The 12,783-nt window shown below is 52.1% G+C and carries 14 protein-coding genes; 11 read left to right on the forward strand and 3 right to left on the reverse strand.

The genetic code is table 11. The features are described from left to right. Positions 1–347: 347 nt before the first annotated feature. A complete protein-coding gene (locus ACFQ0N_RS04020) occupies positions 348–716 on the reverse strand; it encodes a DUF2627 domain-containing protein (protein ID WP_379323080.1) in 369 nt (122 codons plus the stop codon). Between the two features lie 154 nt (positions 717–870). On the opposite strand from ACFQ0N_RS04020, the gene lpdA reads away from it, so the two are divergent. The 5 genes from lpdA (at position 871) to lipB (ending at position 6,539) form a co-directional block, all read left to right on the forward strand. After that, entirely contained in the window at positions 871–2,301 is a 1,431-nt protein-coding gene (gene lpdA / locus ACFQ0N_RS04025; RefSeq protein ID WP_379323082.1) for a dihydrolipoyl dehydrogenase, read from the forward strand. 92 nt (positions 2,302–2,393) lie between these two features. Next, the gene (locus tag ACFQ0N_RS04030; protein WP_379323084.1) at positions 2,394–3,425 is read left to right on the forward strand and encodes a thiamine pyrophosphate-dependent dehydrogenase E1 component subunit alpha; all 1,032 of its coding nucleotides are present in this window, start codon (positions 2,394–2,396) and stop codon (positions 3,423–3,425) included. Between the two features lie 3 nt (positions 3,426–3,428). Continuing rightward, positions 3,429–4,412, forward strand: a complete 984-nt coding sequence (locus tag ACFQ0N_RS04035) for an alpha-ketoacid dehydrogenase subunit beta (RefSeq protein WP_379323086.1) — start codon at positions 3,429–3,431, stop codon at positions 4,410–4,412. 76 nt (positions 4,413–4,488) lie between these two features. Then, on the forward strand, positions 4,489–5,790 hold the full coding sequence (locus tag ACFQ0N_RS04040) for a dihydrolipoamide acetyltransferase family protein (protein ID WP_379324243.1): 1,302 nt from the start codon (positions 4,489–4,491) through the stop codon (positions 5,788–5,790). 17 nt (positions 5,791–5,807) lie between these two features. Further along, positions 5,808–6,539, forward strand: coding sequence for a lipoyl(octanoyl) transferase LipB (gene lipB, locus ACFQ0N_RS04045; RefSeq protein ID WP_379323088.1), 732 nt, complete (start codon positions 5,808–5,810; stop codon positions 6,537–6,539). On the opposite strand, the gene prli42 is transcribed toward lipB, so the two are convergent. Beyond that, entirely contained in the window at positions 6,498–6,596 is a 99-nt protein-coding gene (prli42, locus tag ACFQ0N_RS04050; RefSeq protein ID WP_379323090.1) for a stressosome-associated protein Prli42, read from the reverse strand. The genes lipB and prli42 overlap by 42 nt on opposite strands. Positions 6,597–6,680: 84 nt before the next feature. Between prli42 and ACFQ0N_RS04055 the strand changes: the two genes are divergently transcribed. Next, entirely contained in the window at positions 6,681–7,814 is a 1,134-nt protein-coding gene (locus ACFQ0N_RS04055; RefSeq protein ID WP_379323092.1) for a M20/M25/M40 family metallo-hydrolase, read from the forward strand. Positions 7,815–7,997: 183 nt separating this feature from the next. On the opposite strand, the gene mciZ is transcribed toward ACFQ0N_RS04055, so the two are convergent. Beyond that, positions 7,998–8,180 (reverse strand): Z-ring formation inhibitor MciZ, encoded by a 183-nt coding sequence (gene mciZ, locus ACFQ0N_RS04060; protein ID WP_379323094.1) that lies wholly within the window; start codon positions 8,178–8,180, stop codon positions 7,998–8,000. Between the two features lie 93 nt (positions 8,181–8,273). On the opposite strand from mciZ, the gene ACFQ0N_RS04065 reads away from it, so the two are divergent. From ACFQ0N_RS04065 to ald, 5 genes are all read left to right on the forward strand, one after another. After that, positions 8,274–8,831, forward strand: coding sequence for an NUDIX hydrolase (locus ACFQ0N_RS04065; RefSeq protein ID WP_379323096.1), 558 nt, complete (start codon positions 8,274–8,276; stop codon positions 8,829–8,831). Positions 8,832–8,833: 2 nt separating this feature from the next. Further along, positions 8,834–10,054 (forward strand): endonuclease Q family protein, encoded by a 1,221-nt coding sequence (locus tag ACFQ0N_RS04070; protein WP_379323098.1) that lies wholly within the window; start codon positions 8,834–8,836, stop codon positions 10,052–10,054. 109 nt (positions 10,055–10,163) lie between these two features. Further along, entirely contained in the window at positions 10,164–10,802 is a 639-nt protein-coding gene (gene spoIIM / locus ACFQ0N_RS04075; RefSeq protein WP_379323100.1) for a stage II sporulation protein M, read from the forward strand. A 96-nt stretch (positions 10,803–10,898) separates the two neighbouring features. After that, entirely contained in the window at positions 10,899–11,354 is a 456-nt protein-coding gene (fur, locus tag ACFQ0N_RS04080) for a ferric iron uptake transcriptional regulator (RefSeq protein WP_379323102.1), read from the forward strand. 274 nt (positions 11,355–11,628) lie between these two features. Continuing rightward, on the forward strand, positions 11,629–12,753 hold the full coding sequence (gene ald, locus ACFQ0N_RS04085; RefSeq protein ID WP_379323104.1) for an alanine dehydrogenase: 1,125 nt from the start codon (positions 11,629–11,631) through the stop codon (positions 12,751–12,753). Positions 12,754–12,783 lie beyond the last annotated feature (30 nt).

Consider the following 12,783-nt stretch of genomic DNA (forward strand, 5'->3'; position numbering starts at 1 on the left):
ATAACGGATCCACGGTCCGCTTGGGTCCGCTTCGTTCGTGATGAACGAATGCTAACGGATGCCACAGCCGCTATTTGTCAAAATTCGACAGATTTGAAATTGTAACGGAACTGTGAGCCCCTATTTGCTGAGGATGAGCCCGATTTCGCCCAAAAACGTCCCATTAAGATCACTCAATTCCGTTAGATTTCAAAAAGGAAGGGAATTGACGAAATAAGGTCCGTGGCTTCCGTAAGATGAACTCGCTTTGCAGGCGATCCTCCTTCAGAGCTTTTGCCCCCTGAACTCCAGTGTTAGAAGAAAAAACTTGAGGTAGTACCAAGGACGCCGTCAGCCGTTTTTCTTATTTACCGGCTCGTACCGGATTCTGGCTCAGATCCTGAAGCAGACGGGTTTGTTCCTGCAGCCGCTCCCGGACGAACAGGGCGAGGAGGCCGCGGACGCTTTTCACGGAAGCGCGGCGCCAAATAGTTGCGTTTGCGGTCGCGGAAAAATGTCCAGCCGCCAATAAAGCCGACTCCGATTGCAAAGAGAATAAAGCCGATTAAAAACATGCCCCACTCAAATGAACTGGAGACGGAGACCGCTTCTTCATCGCCGAAGGAGGCAAAGTAATGGAATACAGCGTCTTTCATCAGCAAAAAACCGTACATAGCCCCGATCCCTGGAACGACCAAAAGCATGATCGCAATGAAACGGGATATCACTTGTTTCATCTGGATAGATCCTCCTGTTAACGACACTTTCATATGCTATTTATCATACTCTTTTCCGGCTGGGCTGTCCATTTCTATGCAGGGCTGTTTTCGCGGGCGAAGAAAACAGGTACAATAAGACCAAGGGGAACGACTTTTGGAGGTGTAAATAACAATGACGACAATAACATGCGATACTGCTGTCCTTGGCGGCGGCATAGCAGGATATACGGCTGCCATACGTGCAGCGCAGGCAGGCAAAAAGGTCATTTTGATTGAGAGAGAGAAACTGGGCGGCACATGTCTGCATCGCGGCTGCATTCCTACCAAGGCTTTGCTGCGCAGCGCGGAAGTATATGCAACGCTAATGGATGCCGCCTCCTACGGGATCGAGGTGGATGCGGCCGCTGTCAAAGTCAATTATGCTGGCGTTAAGGAGCGCCAGGAGCAAACGGTGGAACAACTGTATAAAGGTCTGCAATATTTAATGCGCAAAAACGGGATTACGATCATGAAGGGGAATGGACGCGTTATCGGGCCGTCCATTTTTTCGCCGCGCAGCGGCAGCATAGCTGTTGAGCTTGACAACGGGGAAATGGAAACGGTAGTGCCGACTAACTTGATTATTGCAACAGGCTCCAGACCGCGGCAGCTTTCCGCGCTGCCTGCGGACGGCAAAGGTATTTTGACGAGCGATGAGGTATTGGCGATGGAACAGCTGCCAAGCTCGATTATTATTGTCGGCGGCGGTGTGATCGGGGTTGAATGGGCGTCGCTGCTTGCCGATTTTGGCGTAGAGGTTACTATTGTGGAGTCCGCGGATCGCATCCTCCCGGCTGAGGATAAAGAGATCGTCAATGAATTGGCGAAGCAGCTGCAGAAGCGCAAAGTGAAAATATATACCGGAATGCAGCTTTTGACTGATACGTATACATATGAGGATGGACAAGCCCGGATTACTGTCCAGAAGGGCGAGGAAAAGCTGGAGCTGCAGGCAGCATGCATGCTTGTATCGATCGGCAGACAAGCTAACATTGAAGGGATCGGGCTGGAAAATACCGATATTACGGTAAGCGATGGCGTCATTAAGGTCAATCGGTACGGCCAGACGACAGAGCCGCATATTTACGCTGTTGGCGATGTGGTTGGCGGCATGCAGCTGGCGCATGCGGCTGCTCATGAGGCCACGATCGCCATCGAGCATTTGACGGGCGGAAAAGCCCAGACAGCGGAAGGGATGCGGATGCCGCGCTGTATTTATTCTCATCCCGAGGTAGCCGCAATTGGCTTGACAGAAGAGGCGGCACGGGCTCAAGGGAAAAAGGTGAAGATTGGCAAAATCCCTTTCAGTGCGATCGGCAAAGCAGTCGTCCTCGGTCAGCAAGAAGGCTTCGCGAAAGTAATCGCCGATAAAGAAACGAATGATATTATCGGTGTTCATCTTGTAGGGGCACATGCTACCGATCTGATCGCGGAGGCTTCGCTCGCCATGCTTCTGGACGCTACGCCGTGGGAAGTGGGGCAAACGATCCACGCGCATCCTACACTGTCAGAGATTATGGCTGAGGCGATGCTGGCAGCGGACGGCAAGGCGATCGCATATTAAAATAATCGTTGCTTTTCTTTTTTCAAGGCTTTCGTTATAATAGAATCAAGTCTTAGTACCAGGTTTTAAGAGTAGCTAAAGGAGGGAATTCCATGACACAAACCGGATCTGTCCGCCAAATGGCGAAACATGAGGAACTCGGACTGACTAATGATCAGGCGATTGAGATGTATACGACAATGCTTATGGCGCGGCGCTTTGATGAGCGGGTGCTGCTGTTGCAGCGAGCGGGCAAGGTGAATTTCCATGTTTCCGGAATCGGTCAGGAGCCGGCGCAGGTCGCGGCAGCCTTTGCGCTTAACAGGGATATCGATTATTATCTGCCGTATTACCGCGATTATGGCTTTGTGCTGAGTGTCGGTATGACTTTGCGCGAATTAATGCTGTCTGTGTTTGCCAAAGCCGAGGACCCGAATAGCGGCGGACGACAGATGCCAGGGCATTTTGGCTGCAAAAGGCTGCGGATTGTGACAGGCTCAAGCCCTGTAACGACGCAAGTTCCGCATGCTGTAGGTTTTGCGCTTGCTGCGAAGATGAAGCAGCAGTCATTTGTGTCATTTGTTACGTTTGGAGAAGGCTCCAGCAATCAAGGGGATTTCCACGAGGGCTGCAATTTTGCAGGCGTCCATAAGCTGCCGGTTATTTTTATGTGTGAAAACAATCAATATGCAATATCAACGCCAACACATCGTCAGCTTGGCGGTCCAGTATATGAGCGCGCAGCCGGGTACGGCTTCCCTGGAGTGCGCGTCGATGGCAACGATCCGCTCGAAGTGTACCGGGTGGTGAAGGAAGCACGCGCCCGTGCGGCCAACGGCGAGGGGCCGACCCTAATTGAAACAATGACGTATCGCTTATCACCGCATTCCACATCCGATAACGATCTTGCTTATCGCTCGAAGGAAGAAGTGGAAGAACACCGCGGCAAAGACGGGCTTCCAAAGTTCAAGCAGTATTTGATCGATTGCGGCATTTGGAACGAGGAGAGGGATGAAGAGCTGCAACGCAAATTGCGGGCTTTGGTCGACGATGCGACTGAATATGGAGACAAAGCGCCGTTCCCGGCACCGGAAGATATTCTTCAACATGTCTATGCGGATGATGCAGACGGGGGAGGGCGATAACATATGGCAGTAATGGAGTATATCGATGCACTGCGGCTAGCGATGAAGGAAGAAATGGAGCGCGATGAGAATGTATTCGTGCTGGGTGAGGATGTAGGCCGCAAAGGCGGAGTCTTCACGACTACAAAGGGACTGCAGGAGCAGTTCGGGGAGCTGCGGTCGATGGATACGCCGCTGTCTGAATCGGCCATTGCCGGTGTGGCGATTGGGGCGGCGATGTACGGCATGAAGCCGATTGCCGAGATGCAGTATTCGGATTTCATGTTTCCGGCTACGAACCAAATTATTAGTGAGGCGGCCAAAATTCGCTACCGCTCCAATAATGACTGGGACTGCCCGCTTGTCATTCGGGCGCCGATTGGCGGCGGCATTTTCGGAGGGTTGTATCATTCCCAATGTCCGGAATCGGTGTTTTTCGGAACGCCGGGGCTTAAAATTGTAGCGCCATATACAGCCTACGATGCAAAAGGGCTGCTGAAGGCGGCCGTGCGCGATCCGGATCCGGTATTATTTTTTGAGCATAAAAAATGCTATAAGCTGGTTGTGGGCGATGTGCCGGAAACTGATTATGTCGTGCCAATCGGCAAGGCAAACGTACTTCGTGAAGGCGATGATATTACGGTAATCAGCTACAGCCTGCCGCTGCATTTTGCTATGGAGGCTGCCGAGGAGCTGGAGAAGGAAGGCATAACGGCTCATATTCTCGATTTGCGCTCATTGCAGCCGCTGGATAAAGATGCGATCCTGGAAGCGGTTCGCCGTACTGGCAAAGTGCTTATCATCCATGAGGATAACAAATTTGGCGGCGTTGGCGGAGAAGTGGCGGCTATCATTGCCGAGGAACTGCTGTACGAGCTGGATGCGCCAATTATGCGCCTGTGCGGACCAGACGTGCCTGCGATGCCAATTAACCCGCCGGGCGAAAAATTCTTTATGCTCAATAAGGAAAAAGTGAAAGAGCGTATGCGTGAGCTTGCGCAATATTAAACACAACGGACTAAGCAGTGTCAATTCTTGCAGCCGTTAGGAGTGGATATTATTGAAATCTGTAGTAGAAGTCATTATGCCGCAGCTCGCAGAATCGCTGGTATCGGCTACGATTTCCAAATGGTTGAAAAAACCGGGCGACTCTGTTGACTTGTATGAGCCGATTGCAGAAATTATTACAGATAAAGTATCAGCCGAGCTTCCTTCTACCATTAAGGGAACGATTGCGAAAATATTGATAGGCGATGGAGAGACTGTTCCTGTAGGATCGCCAATTTGTCTCATTGAGACTGAAGCGGCTGATCATGCGAGTGCAGCCCCGACAGGAGAAATGCAGGCAGCGGGCAATGCCGAAGCGGCGGTTGAAAGTGCTAATGGCGATGGAAGTATGCGCAATCGCTATTCCCCAGCGGTGCAGCAACTCGCGGCCGAGCATGGCGTCGATTTGACGAAAGTGCCTGGCACCGGCATGGGCGGAAGGATTACGCGGAAGGATGTACTTGCTTACATCGCTGCCGGTGATGCAGGCAAGCAAGCATCATCTGCAACCCGGGGAGCGGTGCCGCAAGCTCCGGTCGAGCCGGTGATCGATGAGGCGAATGTGCCGGTGCGCTCAACCGGCCTCCATTTGTCGGAGACGCCGCGCATAGCGCCGGTAGAGGGCCAAGCGATACCGGGACGGGGCGAAACCTTTATTGATGTTACGCCGGTGCGCAACTCGATCGCGCAAAAGATGCGCCAGAGCGTTACTGAAATTCCCCATGGCTGGATGATGATCGAGGTTGATGTAACGAATCTCGTCGTGCTGCGCAACAAGCTGAAGGATGAGTTTATAAAGCGGGAAGGCGTCAATTTGACATACTTGGCCTTCTTCATAAAAGCTGTGGTCAATGCGATTAAAGATTTTCCGATCATCAACTCGGTATGGGCTGTCGATAAAATTATTATGAAGCGGGATATTAATATTTCGTTGTCGGTCGGCACGGAGGATTCCGTTATTACACCGGTTATTAAAAATGCTGATCAAAAAAATATTGCCGGCATAGCACGGGAAATCGATGTGCTTGCCCGAAAGACGCGCGAGGGCAAGCTGAAGCTGGATGATGTGCAGGGCGGTACATTTACGGTCAACAATACGGGCTCATTCGGCTCGATCTTGACGCATCCGATCATTAACTATCCGCAAGCGGCAATTATTACGTTTGAATCGATCGTCAAACGCCCGGTTGTTATCAATGACATGCTAGCTGTTCGTTCTATGGCGAATGTTTGCCTGTCGCTGGACCATCGTATTTTGGATGGCGTTATATGCGGCCGGTTTTTACAGCGCGTCAAGGATACGCTGGAAGGCTTCGATCAGGACACTAAGCTGTATTGAAACGAGGTTGAGCTTGAATGACAGAATCTTTTAAGCCCATTGATATCCGTTTTTCTCCAATGTATGGGTATGCTGAAGCATGGGAACTGCAGAAAACAATTGTCCGGCAAATCGATAAGCAGGAGCGGCGTGATACGCTGCTCCTGCTTCAGCATCCGCCGACCTATACGATAGGCTCGCAGCGCCATCCCGAGCATTTGCTTTTTTCCGAAGAGGAGCTGGCTGAGCAGGGGATTAAAGTGTTTGAGATTGATCGCGGCGGGGATATTACTTACCATGGTCCGGGACAATTGGTAGGGTATCCGCTATTATATTTGGATGCGGCGGGGCTCGATTTGCACGCTTATTTGCGCCAGCTGGAGCAAGTCATAATCGATTGGCTTGCCGGATATGGGGTTGAAGGCGGACGGAAGCCGGAATATACCGGTGTCTGGGTTGGCGATGCGAAGATTGCCGCAATTGGCGTGAAATTTAATAAAAGCCGCAATCGCCGCGGTTTCGTGACGAGCCACGGCTTTGCGCTAAATTTGCGGGCGGGAATCGGCCAAGAAGGCTTTCGCGGCATTATACCTTGCGGCATTGAGCAGTTTGCTGTGACATCCTTCGCTGATGTGACAGGCATCAACCTCAGCATCCGGCAAGCAGCAGAGGAGCTTGTCCCGCATTTTTGCCGGAGCTTTGGCTACAAGAACGTCGAGATGACGGAATTACTCGAGCATCCAGCCGACTCCGATGAGCAGAGTGGATAATAAGAGCGATATTATAAGCAGCCAAACGACAAATTTCATTACTCGGTTACGACGCATAGGATAAGGCTCCTTTCAATAAAACGATAGAAAATCGATTCATATCCACTATTGTATACGATAATGCAGGATGGAGGAAAGCCGATGATTCAAGAAGAGCGTTTGATCAACCATTTTATGTCGCTCGTGCAGATCGATAGTGAAACGAAGCAGGAGAGAGAAATTTGCGATGTCTTGAAGGCGTCCTTCGCAGAATTGGGCTTGTCAGTGGAAGAGGATGCCTCTGCAGCGGTTACGGGGCATGGCGCAGGCAATCTTATCGTTAAGCTGCCGGCCAACGGCGCACAACAAGCGGATACGATTTTTTTCACCTGTCATATGGATACGGTGACGCCCGGCAAGGGCATCAAGCCGCAGCTAGATGAGGACGGCTACATCCGCAGCGACGGCACGACCATCCTCGGAAGTGATGATAAGGCCGGGCTTGCTGCGATTTTCGAGGCCGTAAGAGTGCTTAAGGAGCAGCAGATTCCGCATGGCGAGGTGCATTTTATCATTACAGCAGGTGAGGAATCGGGGCTTGTCGGGGCAAGAGCGCTGGATCCGGCAAAACTGGAAGCGAAATTCGGTTATGCGCTCGATTCGAACGGCGAGGTTGGAGAGATTGCGGTAGCCGCACCGGCGCAAGCGAAAATCATCATTAAAATCCATGGCAAATCGGCACATGCTGGGGTAAACCCGGAAAAGGGCATTAGCGCGATTCAGGTGGCGGCCAAGGCGATCGCCCGTATGCCGCTGGGGCGCATTGATTATGAAACGACGGCGAATATCGGGCGGTTTGAAGGCGGGGGCGCAACGAATATTGTCACTGATTTTGCCAAGCTGGAGGCAGAGGCGCGCAGTGTTGACGCGGAGAAGCTGAACAAGCAGGTCGAAGCGATGAGGGCGGCCGTGGATTCGGCCGTAGCCGAATTCGGGGCTCGTGCAGAGTTTGAGGATGTGCTGGTGTACCCGGCTTACCGTTATCAGGATGGCGACCCGGTCGTCGAATTGGCGAAAAAAGCGATCCGCGCAATTGGGGCAGAGCCGGTCACCTTTCACTCGGGCGGCGGCAGCGATGCCAATATATTTAATGGCCTGGGCGTGCCGACAGTTAATTTGGCAATCGGCTATGAGCATATTCATACGACCAAAGAGCAAATTAAGGCCGGCGATCTTGTAAAGACAGCCCAACTGGTCGTTGAACTGATTCGTCAGGCTGCGGCTGAGGCGAAATGACATTAAAAAACCGTCTCTCATCTGAAGGTGCTGCTTATGCCGGCGACAGCATCCTTGCATACGGAGACGGTTTTTTTTGATTTTATAGAATTTATATGTTTAACCTGATAAATGCAATAAAATTTCAGGGCAAGAAACTTGCCTCGCCCCAAGGACGGCGTCAGCCGTTTCTTCTCATTGAAGCTATTTGCCGCCGGCAGCATGCTGCCCTGCGGATGAAGGCTGCAAGTAATCTTTCAGCATAGGAGGGGCGAACGGGTTCGCGTCTTTACGCTGCTGATGTTTGGCTATTGTACGAAGCTGATGGCGGATCTCCCATGACTTTCCGACTAATGTCATATTTGTGCAATTTAAATATTGTTTCATTGTAGCGCCCCTCCGCTTTGGATTTGATATAATGAAGCTTATGTAGCGGATGGACAAGTTATGATCATTTTTATTAAAGGATGTTGAGTGCAGATGCTGAAAAAAACAGAGCAATATGAAGAGCGGACAATTGAATCGAAACCAATCTTTGCGGGGAAAGTGATTTCGCTCCAGGTGGATACAGTGCAACTGCCTGATGGCGGAACAGCTACGAGGGAAATTGTAAAGCATCCTGGCGCAGCGGCAGTGCTGGCGCTGATCGATGACAAAATGCTGGTTGTAGAACAATATCGCAAGCCGCTAGAAAAGTTTCAGGTGGAAATTCCGGCAGGGAAGCTTGATCCGGGCGAGGATCCGATCGTGGCAGCGGCCCGCGAGCTGGAGGAGGAAACAGGCTATCGGGCCGGCAGCTTGAAGCCGCTTTCCGCCTTCTACACTTCCCCGGGCTTTGCAGACGAGAAGCTTTATGTCTATATTGCGGAACAACTGGTTAAGGGCGAAAGCAGACCGGATGACGATGAGTTTTTAAATGTAGAGGCGATCACCTTCGAGCAGGCGCAGCAGTATATTCGTGAAGAGCGTATTAGCGATGCCAAAACTTTGTTGGCCGTATATGCATGGCAGCTCTACCGGCTGACCGGTGAAATTTAACGATGCCAGCTCAGCTTCGCCGTATTTTTGCCGATTTACACCTGCATATTGGCAGCACGTCCAGCGGGGACTCTGTCAAAATCAGTGCAAGCCGAAATTTGACTTTCCGCAACATCGCTCATGAGGCCGCACATCGCAAGGGCATTTCCTTGCTTGGGGTCATTGACTGCCATTCGCCGGGCGTGCAGCGCGATATCGCGGAGCTGCTCGATTGCGGAGAAATGGAGGAGACCCAGGGCGGCGGCATTCGCTATCGGGAGACGACGATTCTGCTCGGCGCGGAGATTGAAGTGAAGGATGCCGGCTTCGGCCTGGCGCATCATCTTGTTTACTTGCCTACCTTTGCGGCAATTTGCGATTTTACAAAATGGATATCCCGTTATATGCGCAATGTGCAGCTTAGCTCCCAGCGGATTTATGTGCCGGCGCGCGAGCTGCAGCAGGAAGTATGCGGGCGCGGAGGCTTGTTTATTCCGGCTCATATCTTTACCCCGCATAAAAGCCTGTTCGGCAGCTGTTCGGACAGGCTGGCCGATACGCTCGATCCGGAGCGGGTTCATGCCGTTGAGCTTGGCTTGAGTGCAGATACTGCTATGGCATGTCGGCTGGGCGATCTTGCACGTTATCCTTATTTGAGCAATTCAGATGCGCATTCACTTTCCAAGATCGGCCGGGAATATAATGAATTTGCGATGAAGGAGCCTTCCTTTGCCGAGCTGGAGCTTGTACTGCGCAGCAGCGGCGGCCGCGGCATTGTCGCCAACTACGGATTGAATCCGCTGCTCGGCAAGTATCACCGCACGCGCTGCCTGGCATGCGATGCGCTTGCGGAGGAGGGCCCGGAAGTAGCCGTATGCCGCAAATGCGGCAGCAGCAAGCTTGTGCGCGGGGTTATGGATAGGATTGAGCAGCTGGCAGGCAGTTACAGTGTGGCCGATAAGCGGCGCGATGAACAGCGGCAGGCTGCGCGGCCTCCTTACCATTATCAAGTGCCGCTTGAATTTTTGCCTGGTGTCGGCCGCAAAACGTTAGAGAAGCTGCTGCAGCGCTTCGGTACAGAAATGGCGATTTTGCATGATGCCGGCTTCGCTGCAATTGCCGATACGGCAGGCGTGGCGGTAGCCGAAGCCATTATGGCTGTACGCGCAGGCACGATCGAGCTGCAGGCCGGAGGCGGCGGAAGGTACGGGCATGTCAGGCGGGCCGCTGCCGCTCGCGGCTAGGCCGAGCGCTTACGGCAATTTGAAATTTAAGATGGCAAGAGCGTCATAGCCCCGATGGCTTGGACATACACATAACCATTGAGAAGTCGCGGGAGGTGTATGTCGAGCTATGCGTTTTTTATTGCGTCAATCGACGGTCAGGGATCAACTCGCCCTCTATGTGTTTGTTTTTGTGTTATTTGTTGTCGGCATTGTGTTCGGGGTATTGCTGGTCAGCGCATTAACGCTCGATCAGCAGCAGAATCTCGCTGGCGATATTTATCAATTCGTCCAGCGGCTTCTCGCCGGTAATGATACAGAGTACATGTTTAGCGAGCGCTTCTTTTTTCATTTCAAATGGATGATGCTCATCTGGCTGCTCGGGCTGACAGTAGTTGGAATGCCGCTGGTGCTGGCGCTTGATTTTTTAAAGGGCGTCCTTGTGGGCTTTGCGGTGGGCACGATTGTCTATCAATATGAATGGAAGGGGCTGCTGTTCTCGCTTGTATCGGTAGCTCCGCCAAATCTGTTAGTCGTCCCGATGGTGCTCATTACGAGCGCCGCAGCGATTTCTTTTTCATTATATGTAATACGCAATCGCCTTCTTGGCAGGATGGGCAGCCTGCGGCCGCCCTTTGTGACCTATGTGTCGACAGCGGCGGTGATGCTGATCGTCGTGCTGGCTGCCGCCGCTGTAGAGATGTATCTTTCGCCATTTTTGCTGAAATGGGCTGCTCCATTGTTAGTTGCAGAGGGCAGTGGATTGTAATCATTCTAAAAAAGTTGACTTTCCTCGCAATGTGACCCTATAATGAAATCAAGCGTTTCCGGCGATGGGCATAAGCCATGTGCGAGGGGGGAAACCATGGAATCCCGGATTGATAAAATTAAACAACAGCTGCAGTCTCAAGGGTACAAGCTTACCCCGCAGCGTGAAGCGACTGTACGGGTGTTATTGGAGAACGAGGAGGACCACCTCAGTGCTGAGGATGTGTTTATGCTCGTTAAGGATATCGCGCCGGAGATCGGTCTGGCTACCGTATATCGGACGCTTGAATTGTTAAGCGAGCTGCATGTTGTTGAGAAGATGAATTTTGGCGACGGTGTAGCCCGGTACGATCTGCGTACTGATAATAACAAGCATCATCACCATCATCTGATCTGCGTACAATGCGGCGCAATGGACGAAATTTTGGAAGACTGGCTTGGACCTTTGGAAGAAAAGCTGGAGAAGGAATACGGGTTTACCGTAATCGACCATAGACTGGATTTCCAAGGCATTTGCCGGCGATGCCGACAAAAGAATGACCAACAACAGTAACTCCCGCGTGCAGCGCGTAACATCCTTTACGATGAGCGCATCTGCACGGAGGGAGTTTTTTCGATTTTATAGAATTTATATGATTTACCTGATAAATGCTATAAAATTTCAGGGGAAGAAACTTGCCTCGCGCCAAGGACGGCGTCAGCCGTTTCTTCTTGTGAATGGGAAAAGACCGGAAATACATATTTTAACTTCTCGGAGGAAATCGTATCGCATAAGGACTGTCATCCCGTCCGATGTTTGCATATGAAAGTACGAGGAGGAGATGCAGATGATTATCGGCGTGCCAAAAGAAATCAAAGTGAGCGAATACCGGGTGGCGTTAACTCCTGCCGGTATCCATATGCTCAGCAATGCAGGCCATAAGGTCGTCGTTCAGGCGGGGGCGGGAGAAGGCAGCGGATTCGCAGATGCGACGTACGAGGAAGAAGGGGCGACGATCGTCAGGCAGGCGGCGGACGTATGGCTGCAAGCAGATATGATTATGAAAGTAAAGGAGCCGCTGCCTGAGGAATATGACTATTTCCGTTCGGGCTTATTGCTGTTTACGTATTTGCATTTGGCGGCAGCGCCTGATCTGGCGGCTGCTTTGGTGGAGAAAAAAGTAACCAGCATCGCCTATGAGACGATACAGACGGCAGATGGGGCATTGCCGCTGCTGACGCCGATGAGCGAGGTTGCAGGAAGGATGGCCGTGCAGACCGGCGCGCAGTTTTTGGAAGCTTTCTATGGCGGCCAAGGCATTTTGCTCGGAGGCGTGACCGGTGTATCCGCTGCAGAGGTCGTCATTATCGGCGGAGGCATCGTCGGACTTAATGCGGCAAAGATGGCGCTCGGACTTGGCGCCAATGTTACGATTCTTGAGCGGAGCGCGGACAGGATGCGCTATATCGACGATGTATTAGGCGGACGCATCCATACGCTGATGTCCAACAGCTACAATATAGCGGCAATGGTCAAGCGGGCAGATCTGCTGATTGGCGCTGTACTTATTCCCGGCGCCAAAGCGCCGCGGCTCGTGACGGAAGAAATGGTGAAGTCGATGAAGAAGGGAGCGGTCATTGTAGATGTCGCTGTCGACCAGGGCGGTATCATCGCAACGATTGACCGGGCAACTACGCACAGCAGCCCTGTCTATGAAAAACACGGCGTACTGCATTATGCGGTGGCGAATATGCCCGGAGCTGTCCCGCGCACAGCAACGCTGGCGCTGACGAATGCTACGATCGATTATGCGCTGGAGCTGGCCGGCAACGGGTTGTTAAAGGCGCTGCAGCGCAGCAAGCCGCTCTGGAAAGGCGTCAATACGATGGACGGACATGTGACGCATGAACGGGTGGCGGAAGCACTGGGGCTGCCTTATATGCCGTTAGAGCAACTGGTGACCAATGCCTAGAACGATGTACAAGCGGTCATGATCACGCCT

Origin of the sequence: Paenibacillus sp. GCM10027626, assembly GCF_042676285.1 — a bacterium.
Lineage (GTDB): Bacteria > Bacillota > Bacilli > Paenibacillales > Paenibacillaceae > Paenibacillus_Z.

Coding starts and splice junctions, on each gene's coding strand:
- ACFQ0N_RS04020 (WP_379323080.1), bottom strand. CDS start 716: ATGAAACAAGTGATATCCCGTTTCATTGCGATCATGCTTTTGGTCGTT.
- lpdA (WP_379323082.1), top strand. CDS start 871: ATGACGACAATAACATGCGATACTGCTGTCCTTGGCGGCGGCATAGCA.
- ACFQ0N_RS04030 (WP_379323084.1), top strand. CDS start 2,394: ATGACACAAACCGGATCTGTCCGCCAAATGGCGAAACATGAGGAACTC.
- ACFQ0N_RS04035 (WP_379323086.1), top strand. CDS start 3,429: ATGGCAGTAATGGAGTATATCGATGCACTGCGGCTAGCGATGAAGGAA.
- ACFQ0N_RS04040 (WP_379324243.1), top strand. CDS start 4,489: ATGCCGCAGCTCGCAGAATCGCTGGTATCGGCTACGATTTCCAAATGG.
- lipB (WP_379323088.1), top strand. CDS start 5,808: ATGACAGAATCTTTTAAGCCCATTGATATCCGTTTTTCTCCAATGTAT.
- prli42 (WP_379323090.1), bottom strand. CDS start 6,596: ATGCGTCGTAACCGAGTAATGAAATTTGTCGTTTGGCTGCTTATAATA.
- ACFQ0N_RS04055 (WP_379323092.1), top strand. CDS start 6,681: ATGATTCAAGAAGAGCGTTTGATCAACCATTTTATGTCGCTCGTGCAG.
- mciZ (WP_379323094.1), bottom strand. CDS start 8,180: ATGAAACAATATTTAAATTGCACAAATATGACATTAGTCGGAAAGTCA.
- ACFQ0N_RS04065 (WP_379323096.1), top strand. CDS start 8,274: ATGCTGAAAAAAACAGAGCAATATGAAGAGCGGACAATTGAATCGAAA.
- ACFQ0N_RS04070 (WP_379323098.1), top strand. CDS start 8,834: ATGCCAGCTCAGCTTCGCCGTATTTTTGCCGATTTACACCTGCATATT.
- spoIIM (WP_379323100.1), top strand. CDS start 10,164: ATGCGTTTTTTATTGCGTCAATCGACGGTCAGGGATCAACTCGCCCTC.
- fur (WP_379323102.1), top strand. CDS start 10,899: ATGGAATCCCGGATTGATAAAATTAAACAACAGCTGCAGTCTCAAGGG.
- ald (WP_379323104.1), top strand. CDS start 11,629: ATGATTATCGGCGTGCCAAAAGAAATCAAAGTGAGCGAATACCGGGTG.